Annotated in this window: 27 protein-coding genes; 12 read left to right on the top strand and 15 right to left on the bottom strand. The window is 37.9% G+C overall.

All coding sequences use genetic code 11. The features are described 5' to 3' along the window. The first annotated feature begins 357 nt into the window (after positions 1-357). From IL355_RS11170 to IL355_RS11210, 9 genes are all read left to right on the top strand, one after another. Positions 358-705, top strand: coding sequence for a single-stranded DNA-binding protein (locus tag IL355_RS11170; protein WP_192462212.1), 348 nt, complete (start codon positions 358-360; stop codon positions 703-705). Positions 706-780: 75 nt separating this feature from the next. Further along, on the top strand, positions 781-1,236 hold the full coding sequence (locus tag IL355_RS11175) for a JAB domain-containing protein (RefSeq protein ID WP_192462213.1): 456 nt from the start codon (positions 781-783) through the stop codon (positions 1,234-1,236). Positions 1,237-1,242: 6 nt separating this feature from the next. After that, positions 1,243-1,461, top strand: coding sequence for a hypothetical protein (locus IL355_RS11180; protein ID WP_192462214.1), 219 nt, complete (start codon positions 1,243-1,245; stop codon positions 1,459-1,461). A 391-nt stretch (positions 1,462-1,852) separates the two neighbouring features. Beyond that, positions 1,853-2,413 (top strand): BfmA/BtgA family mobilization protein, encoded by a 561-nt coding sequence (locus IL355_RS11185; RefSeq protein WP_192462215.1) that lies wholly within the window; start codon positions 1,853-1,855, stop codon positions 2,411-2,413. A 3-nt stretch (positions 2,414-2,416) separates the two neighbouring features. Continuing rightward, on the top strand, positions 2,417-3,442 hold the full coding sequence (gene mobB, locus IL355_RS11190; protein ID WP_192462216.1) for a MobB family relaxase: 1,026 nt from the start codon (positions 2,417-2,419) through the stop codon (positions 3,440-3,442). Between the two features lie 6 nt (positions 3,443-3,448). Beyond that, positions 3,449-5,029: a type IV secretory system conjugative DNA transfer family protein gene (locus IL355_RS11195; protein ID WP_192462217.1), complete on the top strand. Its 1,581-nt coding sequence runs from the start codon at positions 3,449-3,451 to the stop codon at positions 5,027-5,029. A gap of 129 nt (positions 5,030-5,158) precedes the next feature. Further along, complete coding sequence (locus IL355_RS11200; RefSeq protein ID WP_192462218.1) at positions 5,159-5,920, top strand: phospholipase D family protein; 762 nt, start codon at positions 5,159-5,161, stop codon at positions 5,918-5,920. Between the two features lie 199 nt (positions 5,921-6,119). After that, entirely contained in the window at positions 6,120-7,571 is a 1,452-nt protein-coding gene (locus tag IL355_RS11205; RefSeq protein WP_192462219.1) for a DUF4403 family protein, read from the top strand. A gap of 8 nt (positions 7,572-7,579) precedes the next feature. Further along, on the top strand, positions 7,580-7,879 hold the full coding sequence (locus IL355_RS11210; protein ID WP_192462220.1) for a hypothetical protein: 300 nt from the start codon (positions 7,580-7,582) through the stop codon (positions 7,877-7,879). A 194-nt stretch (positions 7,880-8,073) separates the two neighbouring features. Here IL355_RS11210 and IL355_RS11215 read toward each other — a convergent pair whose 3' ends face one another. From IL355_RS11215 to IL355_RS11250, 8 genes are read right to left on the bottom strand one after another with little or no spacing between them, the layout of a single operon-like run. Then, entirely contained in the window at positions 8,074-8,901 is an 828-nt protein-coding gene (locus IL355_RS11215; protein ID WP_192462221.1) for a DUF4138 domain-containing protein, read from the bottom strand. After that, positions 8,898-9,824: a conjugative transposon protein TraM gene (gene traM / locus IL355_RS11220; protein WP_192462222.1), complete on the bottom strand. Its 927-nt coding sequence runs from the start codon at positions 9,822-9,824 to the stop codon at positions 8,898-8,900. Before traM ends, IL355_RS11215 begins: the two co-directional genes overlap by 4 nt. 6 nt (positions 9,825-9,830) lie before the next feature. Further along, positions 9,831-10,454, bottom strand: a complete 624-nt coding sequence (locus IL355_RS11225; protein ID WP_192462223.1) for a conjugal transfer protein TraK — start codon at positions 10,452-10,454, stop codon at positions 9,831-9,833. 10 nt (positions 10,455-10,464) lie between these two features. Beyond that, positions 10,465-11,295 carry a hypothetical protein gene (locus IL355_RS11230; RefSeq protein WP_192462224.1) on the bottom strand — a complete coding sequence of 277 codons (831 nt, stop codon included), beginning with the start codon at positions 11,293-11,295 and terminating at the stop codon, positions 10,465-10,467. An 11-nt stretch (positions 11,296-11,306) separates the two neighbouring features. Then, a complete protein-coding gene (locus tag IL355_RS11235; protein WP_192462225.1) occupies positions 11,307-11,888 on the bottom strand; it encodes a conjugal transfer protein in 582 nt (193 codons plus the stop codon). Positions 11,889-11,900: 12 nt separating this feature from the next. Continuing rightward, on the bottom strand, positions 11,901-14,327 hold the full coding sequence (locus IL355_RS11240; protein ID WP_192462226.1) for a TraG family conjugative transposon ATPase: 2,427 nt from the start codon (positions 14,325-14,327) through the stop codon (positions 11,901-11,903). Then, the gene (locus IL355_RS11245) at positions 14,317-14,598 is read right to left on the bottom strand and encodes a hypothetical protein (RefSeq protein WP_192462227.1); all 282 of its coding nucleotides are present in this window, start codon (positions 14,596-14,598) and stop codon (positions 14,317-14,319) included. The genes IL355_RS11240 and IL355_RS11245 overlap by 11 nt, the downstream gene beginning before the upstream one ends. Further along, positions 14,598-14,885: a hypothetical protein gene (locus IL355_RS11250; protein ID WP_100871509.1), complete on the bottom strand. Its 288-nt coding sequence runs from the start codon at positions 14,883-14,885 to the stop codon at positions 14,598-14,600. The genes IL355_RS11245 and IL355_RS11250 overlap by 1 nt, the downstream gene beginning before the upstream one ends. A gap of 273 nt (positions 14,886-15,158) precedes the next feature. Between IL355_RS11250 and IL355_RS11255 the strand changes: the two genes are divergently transcribed. Beyond that, on the top strand, positions 15,159-15,704 hold the full coding sequence (locus tag IL355_RS11255; protein ID WP_192462228.1) for an N-acetylmuramoyl-L-alanine amidase family protein: 546 nt from the start codon (positions 15,159-15,161) through the stop codon (positions 15,702-15,704). Between the two features lie 237 nt (positions 15,705-15,941). Here IL355_RS11255 and IL355_RS11260 read toward each other — a convergent pair whose 3' ends face one another. The 3 genes from IL355_RS11260 to IL355_RS11270 form a co-directional block, all read right to left on the bottom strand. After that, on the bottom strand, positions 15,942-17,639 hold the full coding sequence (locus IL355_RS11260; RefSeq protein ID WP_192462229.1) for a UvrD-helicase domain-containing protein: 1,698 nt from the start codon (positions 17,637-17,639) through the stop codon (positions 15,942-15,944). Between the two features lies 1 nt (position 17,640). After that, positions 17,641-19,443: an ATP-dependent nuclease gene (locus IL355_RS11265; protein ID WP_192462230.1), complete on the bottom strand. Its 1,803-nt coding sequence runs from the start codon at positions 19,441-19,443 to the stop codon at positions 17,641-17,643. A gap of 771 nt (positions 19,444-20,214) precedes the next feature. Continuing rightward, positions 20,215-20,550: a hypothetical protein gene (locus IL355_RS11270; protein ID WP_192462231.1), complete on the bottom strand. Its 336-nt coding sequence runs from the start codon at positions 20,548-20,550 to the stop codon at positions 20,215-20,217. A 378-nt stretch (positions 20,551-20,928) separates the two neighbouring features. On the opposite strand from IL355_RS11270, the gene IL355_RS19210 reads away from it, so the two are divergent. Together IL355_RS19210 and IL355_RS11275 are read left to right on the top strand one after the other, a co-directional pair. Continuing rightward, positions 20,929-21,165, top strand: a complete 237-nt coding sequence (locus IL355_RS19210) for a hypothetical protein (protein WP_225621211.1) — start codon at positions 20,929-20,931, stop codon at positions 21,163-21,165. Continuing rightward, positions 21,155-21,706: an SOS response-associated peptidase gene (locus IL355_RS11275; protein ID WP_225621212.1), complete on the top strand. Its 552-nt coding sequence runs from the start codon at positions 21,155-21,157 to the stop codon at positions 21,704-21,706. Before IL355_RS19210 ends, IL355_RS11275 begins: the two co-directional genes overlap by 11 nt. Here the strand turns inward: IL355_RS11275 and IL355_RS11280 are convergent. The 4 genes from IL355_RS11280 to IL355_RS11295 all read right to left on the bottom strand — a co-directional run bounded on the left by IL355_RS11280 (position 21,703) and on the right by IL355_RS11295 (position 24,747). Then, positions 21,703-22,164 (bottom strand): hypothetical protein, encoded by a 462-nt coding sequence (locus tag IL355_RS11280; RefSeq protein ID WP_192462232.1) that lies wholly within the window; start codon positions 22,162-22,164, stop codon positions 21,703-21,705. The genes IL355_RS11275 and IL355_RS11280 overlap by 4 nt on opposite strands. A gap of 154 nt (positions 22,165-22,318) precedes the next feature. After that, entirely contained in the window at positions 22,319-23,425 is a 1,107-nt protein-coding gene (locus tag IL355_RS11285; RefSeq protein WP_192462233.1) for an alpha-amylase family protein, read from the bottom strand. Positions 23,426-23,435: 10 nt separating this feature from the next. Further along, the gene (locus IL355_RS11290) at positions 23,436-24,092 is read right to left on the bottom strand and encodes a P-loop NTPase family protein (protein WP_192462477.1); all 657 of its coding nucleotides are present in this window, start codon (positions 24,090-24,092) and stop codon (positions 23,436-23,438) included. Continuing rightward, the gene (locus tag IL355_RS11295) at positions 24,076-24,747 is read right to left on the bottom strand and encodes a hypothetical protein (RefSeq protein ID WP_192462234.1); all 672 of its coding nucleotides are present in this window, start codon (positions 24,745-24,747) and stop codon (positions 24,076-24,078) included. The genes IL355_RS11290 and IL355_RS11295 overlap by 17 nt, the downstream gene beginning before the upstream one ends. Between the last annotated feature and the right edge of the window lie 7 nt (positions 24,748-24,754).

The raw sequence follows: 24,754 nt of genomic DNA on the forward strand, positions 1-24,754 counted from the left end.
TTTAGGTTTTGCCAACTGCCAGAACCGGCACTATTTCCCTTTTTTGACGGCGAAAAAACAACATTCATTCTTGCACGACGGCATAAACCAGGGGGCCCCTGCCCCACTTATTTATACGTCTTACCGAGCCTGAATATTGTAAAACATTAAGTAACAAAAAAGGTAACAGCGACGGCTCTGTGGGAAGTAAATCAAAACCGGAAACCATGAAATCATATCAAATCCTCAAAAATGAAGCGGAACAAAAGTTAAAAAACAACAAAAAGGAAAACGCTCTAGGTGTAATAAGTAAATCGATTTCAAAAGCTGTTCGAAAGGTTCGGACAGTCATTTTAATTAATTCTAAATTTTTCAATTATGAGTAGTATCAAAAATTATGTACATCTGTTAGGGAACATCGGGGATGACCCTAAAGTAACCGACCTCGATGGTGGTAAAAAAGTAGCTCGGTTTTCATTGGCCACCAATGAAACCTACAAGGACAAAAAAGGAGAAAAGCAACAGCTAACGGACTGGCATACGGTCGTAGCTTGGGGCAAGACCGCTGAAATCATAGAAAAATATGCTCACAAGGGCAAGCAAGTGGCGGTAGTAGGTAAACTCAAAAGCAGAACCTATACAGAACCCAATGAAGGCAACGAAAGAAGGGTTACGGAAGTAGTTGCTGACGAAATTCTTTTATTGGGTAGCAAGTCCGATAACTAAAAGGTAAAAACAAAGAGGGCGACACCGTGGAAAGTTACGCCCTCTTTTTCATCGTCTAATCTTAATAATAAAACAATGAGAAACGAAGTTAATGAAATTCAAATAAGCTATTGCGAAAAATTAGGGGTACTCAATTCAGAACCTGCGAACTCCTCCGATAGGGTCGCCGAATTATTATACCAAACATGGGATAAAAACACCATCGGACTACATGAAACCTTTAAAGTGTTATTGCTGAACAATGCCAATAAGGTCAAAGGCACCTTTCAGGCATCCACGGGTGGATTGACTGGCACATTGGTAGATTTGAGAATACTCTTTGCGGTTGTACTCAAAACCCTCTCCACATCCATTATTTTGGCGCACAATCATCCATCGGGAACGAACAAAGCCAGTGGTGCCGATATAGCATTGACCAAGAAAATAGAAAAGGCTGCCGAACTTTTTGATATTCGGGTTTTGGACCATTTGATCATACTTCCTGATGGCAACTATTTTAGTTTTCGAGATAATGGGTTAATGAAAAATTAGAAAGTCATGGATATACATATTGATATTCCTTTTCGTCTAAATTTCAATAATCTAGACCTTGAAACGCAAGAAAAGCTCATGCAACAATCCAAGCACGAGGTAGAGCACAAATTTGGCAAGGACTTGAAAAAGTATGCCGATGAAAACTACTTGGACTATGATTCGCTATTGGAAGAAGAAGCCATTAAAAACCTCTATAAACACAAATTCAAGTTTACCATCTAAATCAAAACTAGATGGATTGATACAAGGTAGCCTTTTCGGTTGCCTTTTTCATTTTAGTATTCCCATCATTTATATCCCGAACCTGAAAATTCCTTAAAAGTCATCATCACAAACTCTTAAAATTTTGGATATGAAATCCGCTAAAAAAATGACATTCTAATTTAGGATGAAGGCTGGATTTTTCTCCTGCGGAGTAAAAAGGAAGAGCAAGAGGGTAACGCGCTGGCGCGGCGTTACAAGATTTCAAATAATTACAATATACTGTAAATCAATATTTTAAAATGATCTCGTGGTGAATTACAAGGATTTGAGATCTTACTTTTTGCGGCAAATCGCCCTGAAACCCCAATAAACAGGGGAAAATTTGCGGCAAACTGGATTTAAAAAAGTTATGTGCGTTAAAACATTCAGTAACATCAGGTTCAAAAAGGCAACGGCTAAAAAGTTTCAGGAGTTTTCCAGAAAGTTCTTTAAAACCCATACCGAAACACTACAAGCCATGCTTGATTTTTTCCATTACAATGAAATTTCACCCTTGGAACGCTTTGGACCCACTGCCAGAACCTTGGAGACACTGATTAAAAAAAGATTCAACGCCATGGCAGCAATCATGAAGGAAATGGACAAGAGAGGAATAACGCCAACCAAGACCATGATGCAACTGCTATTCGTGCATGCACCTCAACAGAACAAGCAGCAAAAATCTCCATCTTCCAACAAAGGAGATGCGCCCGTTAAGGATGATGTTTTCTTTAAGTCGGCTTTTGAAACCATTGAACTGCAGAAAGAGAATACCGTAATGAAGCAAAATCTCGAACAGCTGCAGCATCAGTTTATGGAAACCTTAGAGAAGGTAGAAATAACTAAATCAAGTTTCGTCAAATCAAAATTGTATTTGAATATGACCTTGGAAGAATATACTCAATTAAAAGAATCACTTAAAACAATCTGAGCCATGTACATAAGCATTACAAAACAACATTTGAACAATAATTTCTCACAGAGTTCTTCCGATTTCGTGGATTATTTGGAAAAGGAAAATGAGGGTGTCTTACCTGAAATGCAAGAACCTTTTTTTAATCAGACGACAGACGAAATTCCACCAGAACAGGTCATCAAAGAAATCGATGGGAATACCGCCAAGCTTAAGAAGGTCGAACCCAAATTTTATTCCCTGACCATCAATCCGAGTCAAAGTGAACTCAAGGCCATAAATAATGACCCTGAACTACTTAAAAAATATGTTCGGGAAGTCATGAAAGACTATGCGGCTTCCTTTCACAGGGACCAACCTGTTACCGTAGACGACATTAAATACTTCGCAAAAATTGAATACGAGCGAACGTTTAAAGGTTTTGACCGCGAAATCCGGGAAAATCAGCCCTACCGTGTACAAATCGTTAGACTTGAAAATGACATTCGGAAAGTGGAGCGAGGGGAACTGACGGGCAATGTAGTGGCCATGCATAAAAAAATAGCAGAACTGAAATCTGAAATTCCCCATAAACTGGAAGGAAAGCCCATTGAACAGGGCATGAAAAAGCCTGGTTTCCAAACCCACGTTCATATTATCGTAAGTCGAAAGGATGCCAGCAACCGGTATAGCCTATCCCCGGGAAGCAAATACATGGGGTCGGTAAGCAAGTTGAATGGTAAGATGGTCAAGCGCGGTTTTAACCGTGACCTTTTTTACAAAAGGGCTGAAAAGACCTTTGATACACTATTCAATTACAAACGTAATTTTGTGGAAACCTACGAGGCCAGAAAATCCTATCTCAAAGATCCCCATCACTATTTCGCTCACCTACTCGGGCTTCCCACGAACGAGCGCAGCGCAGCATTTAAAATTTTGGGCAAAGCCGGGGTACGGGTTCCCCAGGTGAACATTCCTACGAATAAAGTCCAAATGGCGCTTAAGACCATCAAACAGTTCAAGAAGGCTATGGACTTGGCCCGGTCATCCAGTTCCATTGGAATCTAACAACATATGCAAATGCTTTCGACTATTCTTCTATATTATGTTTCCGCTTCCGGATTGATTCTCCTTGTTCATCGCTATTACCGTCATGCCTTTATCAGTCTTGCCATGCTTTTTTTGTACTTGGGTATTCTGGGTTGTTTTGGAAACAGTTTCCGATACTGCTTATTCTTTTGTTTCCAATGGATTCTACCCTTGTTCGTCATCAGTTTGGTTTGTCATGCGGCCTTAATTGAAAGCGAAATGACTAACATGCCTAAAAAATACCAGGCCAGATTTCAACTTAGAAACGGGGTGCTGAATATGAAAAACATCCGTAGGGGTGTTTCGATAATTGGATCAGCAGGCAGTGGCAAGACGGAATCCGTTGTCTTCAATTTTCTCAAACACTTCAACAATCATTCATTCTGTGGGGTCATTCACGATTATAAACATTTTGAGATTACTGAAATGGCCCATCCCCTATTCCAAGATTCAAAAGTTCCTTTATACATCGTTTCCTTTGATGATATCTTTAAACGGGTCAATCCCATCGCCCCACGTTATATGGAAGATGAGGAAAGTGTAAATGAAATATCCCGCGTACTCTTGGAGAACCTATTGGAACAAAAAGAATCGGTCGCCTCAGGATCTTCCAAGTTCTTCAATGATGCGGTGGAAGGACTTTTAGGCGGATTGATATGGAAGCTTAAAACGTCACATCCCGATTATTGCACCTTGCCCCATCTGATCGCGACCTACCAATATTTGGATACCGAGCAGCTAGTTTCCTTTCTTAGTTCTGACTTTACTTCAAAAGCCATGGCGGATGCCTTTATTTCCGGTATCGATTCCGAACGGCAAACGGCCGGGGTCATGAGTACCCTTGCGAATGCCCTCAAAAAAATCAGTACTCCACGTATCTTTATGACCCTTTCGGCTGATGAAATTCCTTTGGATATTAATAATCCGAAACACCCCTCGGTAATCTCCGTTGTAAACAATCCAAAGTTCGATACGGCCTACTCCCCTGTTATCGCCACTATTATTCACACTATTACCAAACAAATGAGCGTTCGCAATAGGCTATCTTCCTTCTTCCTTGCAGAGGAAGCATCCACTTTTCGATTGTTGAACATGCAACGGATCCCGGCTACCTTACGGAGCTATGATATTGCAACCGTTTATGTACTCCAGGATAAAATTCAAAATGATTTGATGTACGGCGACAAGGCCAGTAAAGCTATTTTGAGCAATCTCACCTATCAGTTCTTCGGGAAGGCTAACGACCCCGACACAGCAAAGTACTATGAGCGTTTCTTTGAAATCATCAAACAGCCAACACGTAGTATCAGCAAGAGCAGCAATTGGAATTTCGATGCACGGATTACCAAAGGTGAAAAGGATGTCAGCAAAATTCGCGCAGATGTTTTCTTCAGATTGAAACGCGGGGAATTTATAGCTTTTGCCGATGGTAAGGACAAGCGGGTCAAATTTGAAAGGCCTGAGATAAAACGAGAACTCCCAAAGCCCATCTATGCTCAAAACCATCCCGAGATTAGGGCGAATTTTCAACGAATACATCTTGAGGTTCGTAGGCTATTCTCCTGATGGGAATTGGACCTAAAGACATCCAATCAAGAGGAAATTTGCTTCATTTTGATGCTGAAACTTCGTATATTTAATGGTTATCCCAATCCCTAAATCGTGTGGTTCAATCAGGCAAAATGTGATATTTATATGGGTACCGGAGCCGGTACCAAGTTGCTAAAGGAAATCGGAAATGCCCAGCGTTCCGTGAAAATTTCCTCGCCCTACCTATCCCCTAAAATGGTAGATGAATTGGTTTGGTTACATAAAAAAGGCATAAAGGTCACCTTGATAACCTCCGATAAATTTGACATTAGAAGCTATCGCCAGGAAAGGAGTATTCAACCGTTGGTGGTTCAGAACCGGCATTTAGATGAGAGTGCTAACAGAATCAGAAATCGATGGCTGTTCACCCAAAAAGTATTGATTGTTGGCAGTATTGTCTTAACTCTATTTCTAGTTGTATTAAGCATATTTTCGTACGATTCAGCGTATATCTACGGACTAGGCATTGCTCTCCTTCTTTTTTTGTGCTCCAGATATGCGAGGAGAAAAACTAAGCATATCAAAATTTACTTGTATACCTATTCATCGCTTTTTCCATTTAAAGTTTTCGTTGCTCCGGATTCTTATCAAATCAATGATATGTTTATCCATGGTAAAATCTATATCATCGATGGACATACGGCCTATTTGGGTTCGTTGAACTTTACGGAGAGCGGTACCAAGTACAACTATGAAACTAGAATTCGAGTAACGGATACGGAAGCTGTCAGAAAAATTGAAGAAGAATTTGATGCCTTATATGACCATCCCGATTTGGCTTTTTTTGGTCTTGAACAATTGGGAAAATCGATTTTTAAGGAATCATTTAATCAAAGTTCTTCAGAGTTAAGAGTAACTTTTAGTTGATTTAATATTTCCCAAAAAGGGATATTCTGAAACAGAATTCAAAATAGATGCTCATAAATAATTTTTAGTATTTGGCTTAGAATGTGAGTTAATCAATATTAATAAGTTTGGATTTTTTCATCAATTTAAATTTTGTACGAAAAATACTTTTTACTACTTTAGAAATTCACATTCCCCCAAAAAACTTAATATATGTTGTATGGGGCGTAATATTCTTTTCATTGTAATTCTTCTGTCGTCAATAACCTCTTGTAAGGAAGAAGTTCCGAACAAATATGAATATGACTATCCAGAACCTATCTTTAACGATTCCTTAGTAATTGTACCCTCCAGTAGCATTTTTATTCCGATAAAAATTGAAAAAGATAGAATTGCTGATATAATTGTTCAATCCACTCCGGAAAAAATTGAAGCAAAAGAGGCCAGTCAAAGACGTAAAACAAAAAGATTTAGTATTAAAGCTAATATAATTGATGGTAATACAACGTTTAAAAATAATAAGATTATACATGAATTGAAAATTCGGGATGGGCATGGAAGTGCTGGAGTGAGAACATATAATGATTTGGGCCCTTTGGGACCAGCTTATAGTGCATGGGTTAGCTGCCATCTCTCTGATATACGTGCTGATGCCGAAGCAGAAGTAAGTTTTAGTCTAACAGAAAATTATGATTTGATACCGACAACATCTGGAAAAGCCAGAATAAGTAATGCAAAAGCTGAAGGCGTCAATGTCACTGGACTTCTAAGGTTTTTTGGGGAACATGTTATAAAGGAGGATATAAATGATCCAATCAAAAATGCCATTGCATCTCTTGATTTACCGAAAAAAATAGAAATATTCTGGAAAAATATTCAAAGTCCAATTAAAATCGGTGAAGACTTTCATGCTTTTATAGAACCCGATAGTTTAAAATACATGAAATACAGAGTCGGTCCAGAAGCATTGGAAACAGGATTGGGGTTAAACTTCAAAATGACTACAGGAAATGATAATGACTCTCAAGTTTGGAACTCTGAAAAACCGCTACCCAGGTTAAAAGTTGTTGATAGCATCAATGAAAAAAATATAAACTTTGGTACTATCGCGAAAGTACCATATTCCTATATTAATGATTTACTTAGCAAAAAAATTGAGGATGAATGGATTATAGCTGATGATTCTAAAGGAGAAAAGAAAGAGTATTTCGAAATAACTGAATTGGAATTATTGGGAGGAAATAAAGCTCCTATGAATTTATTGCTTAGAGCCAAAGCTACAGTTTTAACAAGTTTACTTAAAAATCGTGTAATTTATTTATACTTTAATTGTAACCTGCAGTATAATGAGAAAGAAAAGAAAATTTTCATAAAAGAATATGAATTGAATACAAAAACCAAGGGATTCTTGTTAGATAATTTCATTGATGCCTTGGCAAATAAATTGCTGTATCAAAGAATTCTAAATAAGCTTGAGTTTAATTTACAATCTGAATTGAACAAAGTCGTTGGTGAGTTCAATAATGAACTTATGTCTGGTAAAGAAATTAGTGACGGTGTATCAGTTAAAGGTAAAATGGATTTTGTTTCAATAAATCAATTTCAGCCAGTAAAAGACGGGATAATTTTAACCGTTAATGCGAAAGCCGACTTGCTTTTGCATGTTAAATAAAGATTAGGATGGAAAAATTTATTATAAAAACTGGTAAAACAAAAACGATTTATAGCCACATAAATGCAAGTGGTAATTTATACTATAGTATTAAAAATAAATCAGGCGATAATACAGCCAAGTTCTGGTGGATAAAAGGACCTTTCGGAAATATTGAGAAAATCGGACATTTGACAGAATCTGGTAAAATTAAAATAAGGGGGACGGTTTGGGGTAAGCTACGCGTAGGTCAAATTACTTCCGAAACAATTATTAGAATTCATGATAATCCCCGCGTAAATACAAATTTTCCTCCCATCGAATTCTGAACACTAGAATGGAAAAGTAATGTCAATTTCACGATTACTTTGTAACTGTAATATTAACTTTATTTTTATTAGATATTGACAGGGCTTTTAACTTAACCCGTTCAAAACATATTTTTAAATTACCTAATACTATATCCAAAAGCCATTATTGTTACCATAAATGATAGTAATAGAAGAATTTAAAACTCGAGATTTTAATAGTAAAACAATTGTAGTATTCGATTCCCCCTATGTTCTTTGAGTTCCAGCAATAGTTTTTCTTGATCACCGAAGGTAAATTTGGGTACAGTTAACACAAAGCTTTGTCTCTCACCACCTTTTATAAGCTTTGGAAGGTTATGCTCGTAAATTGGCCCGATTTCAATTTTTTGGTAGGATGATTTTTTCCGCTTGTTACCATTTACCTTAAAAACTTTCAGGTAATCCATCTCAAAGTCTATTCCAGATCTGTTTTTAATCTCGATAAAGACATAGACCTCCGTTCGGTCGTAAATTAGGTCCCTCAGATGTAGGACTACACCCTTTTTTACTTTGCGTTTTAGACTGTTTCGATTGTGCTTCAAATGAAATTCGCTGAATTTTTTAAAGTATTCTAAACGATTAGGGAAATCATTTCGGGGGGTCTTCATCTTCACAGAATCCTTTAATACGGATACCGGACTTTTGATAGTTGGTGTAAACAAAGAGCTTTCAAAACCAATACGTTCATTTCTAAAAATAAAATAATTCAGCGTATCCAGATTATTCAAAAACTTCAGTTTGTAAGAGTAAACTTCATCGGTGGCCGTTATTACCAATAGGTTGCTTTCGCTTCCCTTTACGCCCTGCAACAAGCCTACGTGCTGAGGATGTTCTTTATTATAACTAAACGTAAATTCGGGTGAACCAACTATCGCCTGACGAATTTCATCCGGAAAGAAAAGTGCAACCACCTCCCGTTCATTGGTAGGTATAGTCCTTAACTTTTGTGCATTAGTTTGGTTTAAAATCAGTGTCGAAAATAGAAAAAGAATTTCTTTCATAATGAAGGTTTTAAAATAAGCTGATATTGATTATAAACGGTCACCTTCACATTACGGTTGTTTCTTCGAAAGACTTGCTTAATACCGCCTACCTGTGGCACACCGGGAATATTTATATCCTCTACCACATCCCCGATAACTTCCGTAGCGACCTCGCCCGTAAAGCTGTTTCGTATGTAAACACCCTCATTGCCATCCAGTAAATCGAAGGCTTTCATATCGACCGGTTTGTTGTTGATGGTCGTAATAGTGATAAAAACCCGGTTAGCATTAAACCGCACAAAACCATAAACCAACGAGTTTCTGGGAATGGAATCCCCGTTGATCAGCGCATCTACGGCCAGTCGTAATTCCAATCGTTCGTCGCTTTTCACCGTTTGTTCTCCGTTGACTTCCACTAGGATAAAGTCATCTGTCCTTCCTCTTATTGTTTCCAAATCAACCATTGAAACCGGTTTGGGTTCGTAGGAAAAAAACTCATGATGGGTCTTTGCAAAATCAATGACCGTTTCTTCGATTTGATTTTTAGGCGTACTGGCCATTGATTTTGATGAACTCATGTTCACTGTATTATTATATTCTCCAGATTCGTAATTTATCCTTCCTGTGGCATAGATACTGTCCACGATACGTTGACGCTCTTTCTCCTGATACATAGGATCATAAAGTCCTGTTGAATCCAATAGTGATTCGTCATAAATACTTGGTGCATTGGACTCCCGTACTTCTTTTAAGTCATTGATGGCATCCAATTTCGAGGAATACTCTTTTTGTTCCTCCTTCAATTCCGGAACCACAGGTTGGGTCAATTCTGACTTCTCTTCGTCTCCCTCTCCCATTACGAGAAATGCATAGCTAACAATAAATAGGACTACCAAAGTGACGACGGTGATGAATATCATTTTGTTTCGATCTAATTTCATTTGAAGCTATTTATGAATGTTGAGTTTTTTAAGGGAGTTTTCAAAGAAGTTGGTAATCAATAGACCATGGGTATTATTCGGGAAATTTCTATCTACCTGAAGCAGATTCCCTGTAGTTAGTAACTGGTACCTATCGATAATGGATCCCCGATTGATCTCAAAAATGGTTTCCGTCTGAAAGGATATGCGTTCCCCATTTAGAATAAGTTCCGTATTTACCGAGATAACCTCTTGCACCAGGGAGTACTGCAGTAACCTGTTATAAACCCCATCCGCCTTTTTCTGCCGGTAGACATTATCGACAGTACTATCTCCCAACCACAAGGCCTTTTCAAGATTTTTCTCATAGTTACTTTCATCAATTCCATAGAAATAATTGTGGAACAAATCGAGATGGGATAGCGCCTCGACTTCCATATTTTCCTTTTGCGAAATCAATTTCAAGGGAATGATGGAACCATCGGTGTTTACGGCAAAGGTGCTGTTCAGCATACGTTGGTTGAAACGATAGACCGTTACGAGTGCAAAAATGCTAGTCAATAAACAGGCGAAAACGACTGCCAATACAATGTACCGGTTAAGTTTTAATACGCTATAGATGTTTTTGTAAGGTGTTAGTTTATTTTTCATGGTGTTTAGATTACTCGACAAATAGCCTTAAAGTGAAACTGGTTGCACGCTTATAAAGCTTGAACTTCAATAGAATAATAAAACCCACTCCCGCCAATTCAATGACCGGGGCAAAGAGTTCACTGCCGAAATCGGTACCAAACAGGTTGGGCCAAAAGTTTTCCGTGATTTCTTGATAAAGCTCATTTACAAAAACATTGACCAAAAAGAATGCGGGTACGATCATATAAACAGCTGCGTACAGCTTAAAAAAGCGATAGCCCATTGGCCTGAACTTTTCAAAAACGGCCATACTAATGACCAATGGAAAAAAAGCCTGCATGATTCCCAATAGAAAGTAGCGTTCCGCCAAGAAAAGCGGATAAATAAATAGATCCAAGACCCAGAGAAACAGCCCTAAGGCTAGGGCAAACATACGTATTCCCAAGAAAGGGGTGGTTAGCCAGTCATACAGAATGCCCATCGCTTTTGTGGTCGCATCTAGAAGGCCCAAATCCTCTTCCACCTCAATATCCTGTAGTTCCAAGGGTAGCAGTACCGGGGCCGTTCCTCGATACTGACCTTCTATAGCCACTAAAATGGAGTCAAAGGCGTCCAATACTTCCGTAGAGAAAATAACCACCAGTACAACCGCAAAATTTTTGATCAATTCTGTGGGGGTCAATCCCCATGTAGCCCCTTGGATGGTCGCACCTCCTTCATAGTACTTTTTCAGAATATTGATTAGAAAAAACAGAACGGCCAGCACTTTCATTCCACCGATTACATAGGATGCAAAATCACTATCCTTAATGGTCTGAAAAACAGAATCCACATATTCCAACCCGATGGACAAAAACATGCTATAGCCTTTTAATAGTTGGTTTCCCGATTATTGATTTTGTCCTGCATCTCTCGAAAGGAAATAATGAGTTTATACCGCTTATTCTTTAAGGTGATGTCCGCTATCATTTTTTGGGAATCGTCCCTATGTGCTTCCAATATTTCCAATCGCTCCGCATCGTTGAGTTTTAGAAAGTCATTGGAGAGTACCTGGTTCATAAATTCCAGATTACGAAGTGAGCCGTCAATAATGGTAGTGAAAGCGTTGGAAACGGCATCTATTTCGTCAGGGTGGATGTAAGGAGAATTTAGGATACCCCTCAAATCGTTTCGGACCATATTGACCAAAGCTTCATTGTTTTCGTTGATTTCCTTGACGGCCTCATATTGCGCCACCGCACTGTTTACTTTTTCAATGGTCTCTTTGGCCTGTTTGAGAAACTTGACTGTTTTGATCATTTCACTGGTCTGTTTGGCGGATTCAAACAACTGCTTGATCAGCGATAAAAAATTGGTGTTGTCGTAGACCGGAATGCCCTGTGCTTTCGTTTGACCAGTAATCGCTATAACCAAGAATACCGATAGTATGATGGTTTTAATTGTAATTTTCATAATGTTATTTTTTTAAGTGTGTGAATATGATTTTTGAAATTTCTGTTTAACAAATTCCATGATGGCCGTTTCCATATTATTCGTTTTACCATAAATGGCCATTATGGTTTCGTTCTCTGAGCCGTCAGTGAGATAGGCCGCATACACCTCGGGTGGCACCTCCAAACGAAAGATGTTGCTCTCCTTCCCTATCTTCATAAAGATTTCGGTGTACCTCCGCTGGCCTTTCAAGTCGTTCTTGATGGATTTCAGCTGATTGAGGTCATGGCTGGAAAGGCTTAGTCTTTTGACCAATTCGTCGTACCCCTTTTCATTTCGAAGGCTATAGATCACCTGGGTATTTTCCAGGATACTTGCCGAAGTGGAATTACTTGGTAATTGGTTAATGGACTGAAGAATAATTCCAATCGCCCCATTTTGTTTTCGTATGGCCTGATAATAGAATTCGACACTTTCCAGTACGTTTTCAAACTTCAACTGCTTGGCGAACTCATCGAATAGGACAATACCCTTTTCGGCACGGTTTCGCCAGATGGTCCGCTGAATGGCAGATTTGATAAGCTTCAACATTACGGAAAGGACCTCCTTGTTATCCTTCACCTCATCCAATTCAAAAACAATCAGTCGTTTGTCCTCGATTTTATAGGACTGGTCTTCACTTACCTCGAATAAAAAACTATAGAGTCCGTCCCCTACATACTCCGACATGATGTGAAGGAAGTTTGTAGTATTAAAATAGGCCTTATCGATACCCAAATCATCCAATAGGGTTTCTTTGTTCTGCTGGACAAAAGCGTAAAAGTCCTCCAATGAATGGGTTTCGCTTACATTGCGTTTATAGTAATGCTGAAGAATCTTCTTCAATGCTACTTCTTGTGCTTTGGCGACCTTTAGACCCGAAGCAAAGAGCTCCAAAAGGAAGACGGTAAGGTCTTCCAACCGCTCCGGGCTTAGGTCATGTAGACTGTTTATGTAAAAAGGATTAATGCCCAGGTTCTTTCCCTGCTCGTAGCGTAAGGTGATGTATTGATCGGGATAGAGCTTTGCAAACTTGGTATAACTCCCTCCCAAATCAATGATGACCAATCGGACCCCATTTTCAAAATATTGCCGAAGGATGTTGTTCGCCAAAAACGACTTGCCCTCCCCCGTAGGAGCAAAAATCGCAAAGTTCCGAGCCTTGATGCGCCGCTTATTTTCGTCCCATACATCCTTAATGACCGGTATGTTGTGTTGCCGGTCGTTAAAAATGATGCCCGTAGCATCCGATTTATAGTTGGTATTGTTGATCAGCAGACATAGCGTATGTTTCAGATCGGTGACGTACAGATCGTTATCGGAAAAGTTGGATGAGAAGCAACAATAACTATTTAATAAATAGTGCTTCCGCTCCTCCCCTTTTGGATAATAGGGTATAATATCAAGTTCCTTGAACTCCGTTTTGACCCGAGAAGCAATCTTACTTAAGTCAGCCAGGCGGTCGCTCCAAAAAACCACATTGAGATGACCTCGAACGATGCGGGCATTATCGTCCTGGTTGATTTGGTCCAGAATGGTACTGATTTTTCCATGTACGACCTTATTCTGCGTACCGAAGTTGGAACTCTTGCTCAGTTCTTCTAAACGCTTTTCCAACAGTTTTCGCCATTTATGCTTATCGTCTAAGTAGATAATTTGGTTTACAATATGGTTTTCGTTTAGATTTAGCCCTAATCCGTCTATAAACCCCTGATGGAAAACAAAATCGTCGGAAGTAAATGCATCATTGGTCTTGCTGCTACTAACCGTATCACCAAAACATAATTCGTTGTTAACGGCCAGTACATCAAAATAATGATTGCCTATTTGGGCAAGGTTTTTATTAAGGACAATGTCGGTATCGAAGCCTTGATTGAACCCGTTGAAATAGGTGTCGGTCATCAAAAGGATTTCACTTTCTTTCAGCGGTGTAAAATCAAGTTTATAACTGTTATTGAGAAAACCGATTGCATCTTGAACGGCTGCCGTAAAACTTTCTACAGCCTCGGTCATTTTACCAGGAATGGCTTTTGGAATTCCTTTAAAGGGATTCAGATATTTTGACTTGTTGAGCCCTTTGTTCTTGGGCCATACGAAGAACAGATGCGATTGATGTGAAATGTATTCCCTACCCTTAAAATGTTGATGGGTCGCCTTTTCCAAAAAAGTCGTATTCGGTAAACGTTCGGCCGAATAGTGCAGCTTTTGATAAATGTCCTGTTTATGAATAACCGTTCCGGCCGGTAACGATTTTAGGGCTTGAAACCAACTGCCGTGCAAGTCCTCAAAATCAGTTTCCGATAATGAATAGACTTCCGGCAATTCGGCTTTATAACACAATACCAGATTTCCATTATTGGCAAAAACCAGATTGTCCTGAATATCCACAATCGGATAATTTTGGTTGAGATTAATCCTCATAACACAGGGTAGTTGTTTTTTTATTGGAAAGGGCACTCGGAAAAACCCTTTGGAAATGCAGCATTTGCGGTTGATGCGTTAATTTCAAAAGCACCACATATAACATCATATTGACACCTAGACCACCCACCACCAAGAGTAAGCTGAAAGAGAAAATTATCACCAGAAGCGAACCGATAACTGCCGCCATTTGTAATGCGAACAGGGAAACCGGAAGCCCGAATATCAGCGCACGTTTACGAATGTTTCGGTATATTGGGTAACACTTCATTATACGACCAGTGTTATCAAGTAGGTAAAGATGCCGACCACGGCACCGGCTATAAGTACAAATACCAAAACACGGGTAATCCCTTTTTTAAGGTCGGCGTTCTCACCAAAGAAATGTCCGGCGTTGAACAGGAAACCCACAAGGAAAATGACCCCTAGAATAATGGGGAAAATGGTACGTATGGTATCCGAGATGTCGTTGACCGAATCTTCGATACCACCAATTTGGGCATAAGTAGGGGCCGTTGCCAACAGCAACAACCAGAGTACTTTGTTTATTCTTTTCATCACTATTCGTTTTAGTGCCCAAAGAGGGCGGTTGATATTTTGTTGTTGACGAATTTGAAATGAAAAGGAAGGAATGCAGAGAATCGGCTAAAAATTAACAGTCGGGAACGTTAAAATTTCTTGGATTTTAAATCAATCACTCAAATCGATAAAAATTGTGCAACACGCATTAAAAATTTTTACCAAGTGAAGCACTTTTGTTTACATGTATTGGTTTGGATATTGTCAGTCGGTTTACATTCCTCCTTTAGACAGAAAAAATATCAGAAACCGATGATAATTATAGATCCCGGACATGGAGGCTTTGATTCCGGAGCAATCGGCATTAATGGCCTAAAGGAAAAAGACGTGGTATTTGATATTGCCAAGGAAGTCGTTCGGCTTAATCGGGAACTTTTCAATGATTCATTGGAAATATATCTTACCCGATACTCGGACACATTTATTTCCTTGGGAGATAGAACCAAACTTGCAAAGGCCTTAAAAGCCGACGTGTTTGTTTCCATCCATTGCAATCAGACTGTTCGGAAAGCTGCCCAGGGGATTGAAGTGTATGTTAAACAAAGGGAATCACGGTCCGAATACTTGGCCGAGCAATTCGCAATTGGACTCCATGAAAAACTAGGCTTTAAAAATAGAGGAGTTAAATATGCCAATTTTCAGGTGCTCCGGGAAACTACCCAATGCCCAAGTGTGCTTTTGGAATTGGGTTTTTTGTCTAATTGGGAGGAGGCAAGTTACATGTTAAAAGCGAGTACAATATCTGGTTATGCCATATTGATATTAGAAACACTAATGAATTTTTTGGGTTATGATTGAAGTTGCAAAAATCTTAGCCATAGTGTTGAAAAAGGTATTTCATGAGGTCATCCTAACCTTTAAGGAGTGCTGCAAAAAATGGTAAAGCTAGCTTTACCATATCTAAAAATGACTAAAGTGTACAAACAGAACCGTAGCTAATTAATAACTACTTTAAAAGTCCAACTAATGCATTTTAAAAAAAGAAGAAATCTATTATCAAGCCTAAGTAATAGCCAAAAGAGTATTTGCTCAAACCTATCTGAGGACTGATGGGTTGGACCCAAATTGAGTAAGAATAATTAAATGCTCTTTAGCCCTTGTGCAAGCTACAAAGAGAAGCTTTCTTATTTTAAAGAGATCTTGAGAATCCCCTCGTAGTTCAAATGAGCAAGTATACGGATGCTCAAATAGTATTACCGCATCAAATTCCTTCCCTTTTGACTGGTGCATGTTCATCAAACTAATTCCGCTTTGTTTTGGGGTCGTATTCGATATTTGAGTTTCTACAAGGGCATTTTGCAAAATACCTCGTGCATCAATGTATAGTCCATTAGCATCCCAAGATTTGGTCAAACCAGCCATTATATTTTTTCCTCGGTTAAATGCCACCAAATTTTCAGAATGTTTTGCGATTTCGGCCAGTCCCTTATTTCCACAATTTTTAAAAGTAGATTGTACAAAACGCCAATCTTTGCCGGGGCTACCAGAAAATTTTTGATTTTTTACCGTATCTATGACTTTTTTTATTGCAGGAACAAAAGTACCAGCCACCTTCTTATCTTCTTTTATTGAATCAATCCATTTCTCAAATTTGGCAACCTCTTTTAAATTACCTTTTGAACTGAAAAATTCTTTGACTATAAATAAACAAAATAAGAGATGTTGAGTATCATCTAGAACAGGTTCAAGCAAGCAAGCTATTAGCCTGCTTGAGATATTTGTGGCAACTTGGTCAAATTGATACTTATGTGGAATATTGACATCCCTAAGTAATCTAGAAACACTTTTAACACCCACATTAGTAGTACACAAAATAGCGATGCTTTCAGGTTTTTTGCTCGTTTCCTTTAAAGATTCCCTATAAATGATGCCAATTGCGCGCCTTAATACGACCAAAGCATCATTGTTTCTGGGCGAATATTTAAAGCTTTGAACTCCTTTGTAAGACCCATCAAGTTTTTTTTTATTAAACATGTCCTGCGCAAATAGAAGGATTTCTTTATTGGGACTCCTATAATTATCTGTTTCCAAATTAAATTCAATAGGATTCAATTTTTCTTTTATTTCATTTAACCTTTCAGTATTAACAACAGCCCGATAATCATAGATTTGTTGTTGTAAGTCGGCTAGTATTAGTAATTGAGTTCTTTGAACAAAACATTGGATAATTCCCCATTGAAGAGCATCTGTATCCTGTGCTTCATCTACAATAATTAACGGAAATTTTTTAGCGTACAACTCTAAAATTCTGGTACTCCTGGTTAATATCTCTAGAGCCTTAGGAGCAAAATCATCAAAGATTAATTCCCCTTCTTTAATGAAGTTGATTTGTAGTTCATCCAACCAATCTGGATCATCTTCATTTCTTCCAATTCTTCGTACAGCCTCATCATGTGGAGGAACGATGGATATCTTTTTTTTTGCTCCTAATAAATATCCATGGCTCTTTACAATCTCTAAGAAGAATCCATGAAAAGTTTGCACATTCAAACGCAAACGAAGATTTTTATATTTATCAAATTTCTCGGCGGATTCTATAATTCTAGCTTTAGCATTTCGTGAAAAACTTAAAAAAAGAACTTGCTGGCCTCTATTAATGGAATGTTTTTCTATGTAGGTAAAGGCCTTTAAAAGTGAAATGGTAGTTTTTCCACTTCCTGGACCCCCAATTATTAAAATATCCTTTTCTTCCTTTAAGATGGATTTGCGCTTATCATCTAATTTAAAGCTCATATCATTCTTCTTCAGAAGTCTCTAGTTCTTGATTGAAATTGAAAGGCTCGATATCACTAGGCTTAGGGTGTAGATGATATATTGTACTAAGAAAATCCGTAATCGAACTTGGTAATTCATCTTTGGAACACATGGATATGAGCTGTGCGGCAAAACGTTCACCTTTATTGCCTTTTAAGAGATTATATACGATGTCTTGTATTTCCTTTTTGGTTTGCGGTCTGTTATCAGGCTCAACTCTAACATTATGGGGAAGGTCATTGGATGAATCAAGCTCTTGTAAAAATGCCCATTGAATTTCTTCAGGTATTTCACTAATTAATAACTTCTCTAAGCCTTTATAATCGATTTGCTTATAAAATATAAATGTTTCATTAAGCTCCTTTATTTTTTCAGGCGCTCTTTCCATAAAGTCGAAGAATGCATAGACTTTTAGGCCTATCGATTTAAAAAAATTACCAAACTTTATGATTTCTCCATCACCTCCGGCATCAAAAATTGTTACACCCGATAAATCCAAAGGATAACATTTATCGTCTTTCTCCATTATTTGAGAAGCAATTGACAAAACCTCCAATTCACACAAACCCTCACCTATTATCACGGCATTACCTAAAATAGCCTCGGCAATTGAATGCCTAATTTTACTTCTATATGTTTTTGATTTAATACCATTGTTATCTAGTATTTTATTGCCAGAAAGCTCATTTCTTTCATTTTTACTTAGAATGTTAATGTTTTCGGGCTGGAACCTTTCAATGACATATGGAGAATGCGATGTTATAAAGGACTGATTTGTTGAGTCCAACAAATAACTAACTATTCTTCTTTGTGTATGAGGTGGTATTGCAATCTCTGGTTCTTCCATTGCAAAAATTACATTTTCTTTTTTCATCTCTGCAATGGCCGATAGCATTGAGAATACTAAAGTACTTAGAGTTCCTGTTCCTAATTTTTGAAAAGGCACGGGAGTTTGAGTACTCGATGCTCTTACGAAAAAGGATAATGTTTGTCTCAGATGTTCCCGTGTCAATTGAGAAACATGAAGCGATGTCGCTGAATCTTCTGGTAATGGTATATATAATCCTATTCGCGCCTCTATTCCATCTAGAACAGTTCTTAAAGACCCTATATCGTCCTCAAGAGGGGGATTCAGATTTTTTAACTTATTTCTTGTGTCCTCCCAAAATTTAGGTCTTAACTTCCCAACCCTCATCAAAATATCAAGAAGGGTTCCTCGTTCTAAGCTCAGAGCTCGACGACCAGTACGCAAGGCTCTTAAATAAAGAAATCCGATGAGTCTTTTTTTGGATTTGTAAATTTCAATCAAGCCGTCTTCTTCAACATTGCCTATTGTAACTGCATAGTAGGTCTTAGCAATAAACTCATCTTCTTCTATATCATAGTTGCCAATAAACTTTAAATGAAGGCATTCTTCGACTTCTAAATCATCCACCATATCTATTTCACCAACGGCTAACAATCGTTCTTCTTTTTTATGCCAGAAAGATAAATGCGGGCCAAAAGTGGATTTTAATTCTTCCGACATTTCAATTAAATAGGCATCAATCAAAATTTTCGGATTTTCACCAGATTCGGCAAGATATTCGCCATTATAAAAGTCATATTCGTCTATAGGATTCACTCGACTCAATCTATCAGGACCCAAGACTAAGTCCAGGGCTTCGCAAATTGTTGACTTTCCGATGTTGTTTTTCCCAACCAAAAGGTTGTGACTATTGAAATATAAAACTCCTTTTTTTACACCTCTGAAATTATTTATTTCTAGCTTACAGATTTTCATATATTACACTAAATGGTTAGTTTTTGGAATATGCAATTTATAGGATTTTTCTGTAATCTATTTAAAGTGATTTTTAATTAATTGATATGTCCTATTTATCTAAAGACAGCGCAAATATCAAAATGCCGTTCGATATGCTCTATTCAGTGTCCTCGTTTAAGTAAAAATTATCCTATAGGATATTACAGATGAAGTTCTTACTTTATGATAATTAATGGCACTAATCTTATCGTAGTAATTCAAATAGGCACTTTTTACAAATCGAACCGTTTGCAAAGAGTTTATGAACGATAAACACAATATCATATTAATGAATCATGGGTATTTACGAATTCAACATATTATCAGCTCACGATAAATTTGATAAAGTATTTACGCAGGGTCAATTTGTCGATACAGTGACTAAAGGAAACACTAAATTCGCACTCTATTCTTTATCGTACTTTTGGGTCGAAGTCAAATACCATGCCCCCAGTAATAAGATAACTGGAATTTGCAGCTTTGTTGAGGGAGAAACATTGAATCGATATAGCAACATACCTGATAAAATATAGCTAGATTATGGCCCAAAAGAAACTTCCAAGATGGTTCAGAATTATTAGGTATAATTTTAATTGTATTTGGTATCATGTTCTATTCCCGGTTGGAATGCCAGAAGATGAATTCTCAAAACAAATAAAATCCAAAAAATAAGCGACCCAAATTTTAAAGGGCCCTGTTTGGAATTGTTTTGATTTTCTTATCAGATTAGGCATTAGCAAGAGCCCTTCGTTACTTCAACCGGGTATAATACTCAATATGCTTCCACTTTTTTGGAAAGCCAAAGCAATGCCCTTTTTTTGCATCTTGGCAAAATGTAAAAAGAAGTAGCCCATTAGATCGAATGGGTTGATGCTCGTACATTACTGAAACATACTTACCATGGGTTATGACCATGGTGCATTTGGCAATTACATCATCTTCCCATTTCATATTTTGATCTGCCAAGGCCATGTGAACATTGCTCATTATATCCTCCGGTATGTATTTTTTAATCGTTAGTCCTTCAATGAGATGTAAGGTACGCATGCCTATATGGATTGTGCGTATGTCTTGATTCTGTTTCATTGTAAATGAACTCTTACCCAAACAGTATCCGGCAAATCATATCGGTCAATCACCATTAGCCACCAAACGCCTTTTTAAGGGTATTTATACTTCAACATCGTATTGCTGTCCACTGCCTCTATGTAAAACAAAGCCAATCTTTTTGGAAAGCCTAAGTGTTTATTTTCACATTCTGTGCGCAGTCGGTGCTCTCCCATTTCCTTCAACAAATGCTTAATTGCGTACCTGTCATAATTTCTAAAAACGACATCCCTCATTAAATTTAAATTATTGGTCTATTTCCTTATTTACGGAATATTTCCAAATATTGAAAATGATTTTTTGTATATTTCAACTTTAACAAACTTCCGTTAATTTAGGCTTAGTAAAGTATCTATTATGTGTTACGACCTCAAAACACAACTGGAAACACAACTTAGAAGGGCGAAGCGTGACGGGAACCTTCATACCATCGAAGAAATAATGGAAAAACTTGTGCCATTGACGGATTTACTCATTCATCATACCTATGGTTTTAAACATCCCGCGGTCGTTATCTATACCAATGAAGATCTTCATTATCCGGTGGTATCAACTTGGGGACTTATCCCTTTTTGGGTAAAGGATGAGAAGTAAAAAAAATGGAATCTGGAACAAAACCTTAAACGCTAGAGGAGAAACTATTTTTGAACTTCCTTCATTTAGGGATTCCGCTAAGAAAAGAAGATGCTTGATTCATATCGACGGTTTTTACGAGCACCATCATTTTGATGATAATACCTATCCATTTTTTATTTCAAGAAAAGATGAGAAGCCCCTGACCTTAGCAAGTCTCTGGAGCGAATGGACGAATAAGGAAGATGGTTCACATTGGAATACCTTTTCCGTAGTAACCACTGAAGGGAACCCCTTGATGTCCAACATCCATAACAATCCCAAACTGAAAGGTCCTAGAATGCCCTTAATCCTGCCAGAGGAATTAGAGAATGATTGGATTGAACCTTATGACGAAAATCTTTGGGATAAGGGTCAAAAGAAAGCCCTTGAAGAATTGATTCAGTCCTATCCCGAGGAAGAACTTAAGGCGCATACCGTGGCTCGCTTACGAGGAAAGGAATATGCCCCAAATATCTCAGATATATCGGAACATATTATATACAAGGAGCTAATATTTTAATGTCCTATTTTATCACTATTACCATTTTTCAGAGCATTCATAATTCCTCTTTCATTATCCCAATATTTCCCATTCCGACTTTTCATATCTTGGTTTACGGCTTCAATATCCAACTCATTTGAATCAACTAATATATAATCATCTCCTACTATGGATAACCCCATCTCAATTAAGTCTTCAAAATAAGCACAATATTCCATAGCTTTCTCGTCACCTGTTATAAGCTTATTTAAATTATCATCCCAATATCCAATAACTTTCTGATTTTCAACATCCCACTCTTCTTTTTTTATAACTGTCTCATAATAAGGACCAATTTCGTTGGGTGTATTAAATATGGATAGTGGGATACTTCTAATTTCATTTGCTAATTCACACTGTATAATAAGTTCGCCATTAGTATTTGAGTCACGACGCATATTTAAGACCATCTTTATAATTGCCTTTTCTTTTCTCATTGGTGTATAGTTTGTCCTAATTTAAATTTCATTTGTAATTTACAACATAATTTACATGCAAATGAATTATATCAACAATAGACCCAATAAACAAATTTCTAAGGGCACGCCTTCCATTTGTATCAAACGGTCAATTCAATATTAGTTGATTATCTTAAAAATTTATTGATGACCAGAGTAACGGATGTTCACTTGCTGCATGTTCCTTGCTGGTAATTGATGAGTACAACCTCCATTTCGGTTTGCTTTCGGGCCAGGTTCCCATTCTATTCATCCCCGAATTTGCAACCATCTCAAACAACTTGGGAGATAACATGAGGTAATCTTTTTGTTTGATATTGACCCCCGTTCGATAGGCGCCCAAACTGAAATAATTACCACTACTCCCATTATCCCTGTCAGTTGCAAATCGTTTGTGTTTCGAGACATCAATTAAATCCGTTTCCCGAAGCAATGGGGCTAAACAATGGCTGTAAGATACGTCATTCAATGTACCGCTGACTATAACCAAATCCTTTCCATTCCTTAGTTTTTGTTTATAGATTTCAGAAACTTTTTGAGCTTGCTTTTGGCGTTGGCCCTCGTCTGCCGAAAAGTAGTTGTTCAAAACCCAAATAGAATCTCCGTTAGGCGTACTAATCTCGTATTCTTGACAATCGATATCGAATAACGAATACCCTTCTTCATCCAAATCATGTAGATGATTTTTAAATCCGTTCAAGTGATAGCCGTTTTTGAGGAGTATGCCCATACCCAAATCCCTATTATCATTGGTTTCAAAGACCATAACCTCCTGGTATGGCGTAATTTTTAGCAATGGCAGGAATTCGGAATTGAACTCTATCAAAGAAGCACGATCTTCCACTTCCTGTAAAACAAGAATATCCGGATTGGTTTCCGCGATCATGTACGCCTTACTGAATATAGCCTTTTCGTGGATGGGTCGGTTCCCTAATTTTGTCCAACCCTGCCAGTCCGTAAGAAAGGAAGCTTTGGTTGTATTTTCCAATATCCTACCTTTAAAACACAATTCCCCAGCGCGTCTTTTCAGTATGGCATAGGAATTATCCCCGGTCTTTTCAAAACCAAGAAGAAATGACAGATTATTGATTCTCTCACTATCATTAGCGCTTTTGTTTGGTTTGCGCAAAAGACAATCTAACTCCGATATCCAATCGGTGGCATTTTTGGTTCTACTCTTTGAAACCAAATCCCGATGCCTATGGAACAGATTCTGAATGTTGAAGGTGGCTATTTTCATATTTTAATTCTTAAGTTCTTTTGTCCTTGGTATTCTTATCAAAAGCTATCAGGTTGAACATTTGGCGCATCCGGCTTCGTACCCTTTTTCCATACCGTTTTTCCAGTTCTTCCGCATTTAAATTGGTGGTAGCATGGGTGGGTATTTTAGATGATAAAAACAGTTCATATCGAGAAAGGATAATTTCACCCATCACATTGCAATCCTTTCCAAAATGACGACCCATAGGCTCCACCCCTAAGTCATCAAAACAGTAAAATCTTCCATTGCCGTAGTCTTCGATAATCTTAAAACCGATGTGATTAAATCCGAAAGCAACATTTCGAGCCGGAATTAGCTCATAAGGCCTTCTGTGAGGTACGATATGCCGTATCAGACGCATTAGACTGGTTTTACCGCAGCCGACCGGTCCCGTCAACAGAATACCCTTGTCAGGATCGATTCCATACTTCGAACAGTTGTCATAATCTTTGACCATATAATTGCAAAGTCTCAAGAGAACACTCTTGTCTTCTTCATAGATTTTGAAATGTTTTCCAAAAAGCATTCTGCCTTTTGCCTCCAAGTAAATAAGCACTTTGGCAAAATCGTATTCTACTTTTTTACCGTCCAACTCACCCAAGGAGTAGACCACACTGCCTTCCTTTATCTTAGAGGGGTTCGCCATAGTTCTTTTGTTCATTGGTAATTAAGTAATCCTTGTTTTTCGCTACGATTTGAAGTGTGGGTTTTTCTTTTATTTCCTCTGCCCTTAGCATCCAATTGGCTGCAATGGCCTTCCAGTCCTCAATTTTTGTCTTACCTCCAATTTTCCAGCCCACTCCCTGGTAATGGTTAAAGAACTTAACAGCATTCAGGGAAGACCATTTTTTCGATTTAAAATATTCAATAACCTCCAATTCATTTTTTGGCTTTCTCTCTTCAGATAGTTTATATTGTTTTGAATGTTTTATATATAAGGTAAGTGGTACATTTTTGGGACAGTAGCGTTCCATTAGTGTACCAGCTTGTCCCGTTTCTGTAACAGTACTGGTACAGATTTGACACATGACCACCATTGTATTTTTACTTGGATTTTGGCTAGGTAGGTATTGGATATATTCCCATTCGGAAAGGTCCTTTATCAATCTATGATATGTAGACCGTGAACCGATTTTTGCCAATTTCATGAGTTCGGTACGATTAGCATAAAATTCTATGGGGAAGCGATGCAAATTCCAATAGTAAAAGAGCGCGAAGTATAAACTAAGGTGGGCGTAATTGAGGCGGTCATCCCCATAGAACTTATGAAATGCAGCGTTCAAATGTTTGATATAGTTCATTATGCTC

Source organism: Euzebyella saccharophila, from assembly GCF_014855495.1.
Lineage (GTDB): Bacteria > Bacteroidota > Bacteroidia > Flavobacteriales > Flavobacteriaceae > Euzebyella > Euzebyella saccharophila.

Excerpts from the sequence above, each read along its gene's own strand:
- IL355_RS11170 (WP_192462212.1), top strand. The coding sequence starts at position 358 with ATGAGTAGTATCAAAAATTATGTACATCTGTTAGGGAACATCGGGGAT.
- IL355_RS11175 (WP_192462213.1), top strand. The coding sequence starts at position 781 with ATGAGAAACGAAGTTAATGAAATTCAAATAAGCTATTGCGAAAAATTA.
- IL355_RS11180 (WP_192462214.1), top strand. The coding sequence starts at position 1,243 with ATGGATATACATATTGATATTCCTTTTCGTCTAAATTTCAATAATCTA.
- IL355_RS11185 (WP_192462215.1), top strand. The coding sequence starts at position 1,853 with ATGTGCGTTAAAACATTCAGTAACATCAGGTTCAAAAAGGCAACGGCT.
- mobB (WP_192462216.1), top strand. The coding sequence starts at position 2,417 with ATGTACATAAGCATTACAAAACAACATTTGAACAATAATTTCTCACAG.
- IL355_RS11195 (WP_192462217.1), top strand. The coding sequence starts at position 3,449 with ATGCAAATGCTTTCGACTATTCTTCTATATTATGTTTCCGCTTCCGGA.
- IL355_RS11200 (WP_192462218.1), top strand. The coding sequence starts at position 5,159 with ATGGGTACCGGAGCCGGTACCAAGTTGCTAAAGGAAATCGGAAATGCC.
- IL355_RS11205 (WP_192462219.1), top strand. The coding sequence starts at position 6,120 with ATGGGGCGTAATATTCTTTTCATTGTAATTCTTCTGTCGTCAATAACC.
- IL355_RS11210 (WP_192462220.1), top strand. The coding sequence starts at position 7,580 with ATGGAAAAATTTATTATAAAAACTGGTAAAACAAAAACGATTTATAGC.
- IL355_RS11215 (WP_192462221.1), bottom strand. The coding sequence starts at position 8,901 with ATGAAAGAAATTCTTTTTCTATTTTCGACACTGATTTTAAACCAAACT.
- traM (WP_192462222.1), bottom strand. The coding sequence starts at position 9,824 with ATGAAATTAGATCGAAACAAAATGATATTCATCACCGTCGTCACTTTG.
- IL355_RS11225 (WP_192462223.1), bottom strand. The coding sequence starts at position 10,454 with ATGAAAAATAAACTAACACCTTACAAAAACATCTATAGCGTATTAAAA.
- IL355_RS11230 (WP_192462224.1), bottom strand. The coding sequence starts at position 11,295 with ATGTTTTTGTCCATCGGGTTGGAATATGTGGATTCTGTTTTTCAGACC.
- IL355_RS11235 (WP_192462225.1), bottom strand. The coding sequence starts at position 11,888 with ATGAAAATTACAATTAAAACCATCATACTATCGGTATTCTTGGTTATA.
- IL355_RS11240 (WP_192462226.1), bottom strand. The coding sequence starts at position 14,327 with ATGAGGATTAATCTCAACCAAAATTATCCGATTGTGGATATTCAGGAC.
- IL355_RS11245 (WP_192462227.1), bottom strand. The coding sequence starts at position 14,598 with ATGAAGTGTTACCCAATATACCGAAACATTCGTAAACGTGCGCTGATA.
- IL355_RS11250 (WP_100871509.1), bottom strand. The coding sequence starts at position 14,885 with ATGAAAAGAATAAACAAAGTACTCTGGTTGTTGCTGTTGGCAACGGCC.
- IL355_RS11255 (WP_192462228.1), top strand. The coding sequence starts at position 15,159 with ATGATAATTATAGATCCCGGACATGGAGGCTTTGATTCCGGAGCAATC.
- IL355_RS11260 (WP_192462229.1), bottom strand. The coding sequence starts at position 17,639 with ATGAGCTTTAAATTAGATGATAAGCGCAAATCCATCTTAAAGGAAGAA.
- IL355_RS11265 (WP_192462230.1), bottom strand. The coding sequence starts at position 19,443 with ATGAAAATCTGTAAGCTAGAAATAAATAATTTCAGAGGTGTAAAAAAA.
- IL355_RS11270 (WP_192462231.1), bottom strand. The coding sequence starts at position 20,550 with ATGAAACAGAATCAAGACATACGCACAATCCATATAGGCATGCGTACC.
- IL355_RS19210 (WP_225621211.1), top strand. The coding sequence starts at position 20,929 with ATGTGTTACGACCTCAAAACACAACTGGAAACACAACTTAGAAGGGCG.
- IL355_RS11275 (WP_225621212.1), top strand. The coding sequence starts at position 21,155 with ATGAGAAGTAAAAAAAATGGAATCTGGAACAAAACCTTAAACGCTAGA.
- IL355_RS11280 (WP_192462232.1), bottom strand. The coding sequence starts at position 22,164 with ATGAGAAAAGAAAAGGCAATTATAAAGATGGTCTTAAATATGCGTCGT.
- IL355_RS11285 (WP_192462233.1), bottom strand. The coding sequence starts at position 23,425 with ATGAAAATAGCCACCTTCAACATTCAGAATCTGTTCCATAGGCATCGG.
- IL355_RS11290 (WP_192462477.1), bottom strand. The coding sequence starts at position 24,092 with ATGGCGAACCCCTCTAAGATAAAGGAAGGCAGTGTGGTCTACTCCTTG.
- IL355_RS11295 (WP_192462234.1), bottom strand. The coding sequence starts at position 24,747 with ATGAACTATATCAAACATTTGAACGCTGCATTTCATAAGTTCTATGGG.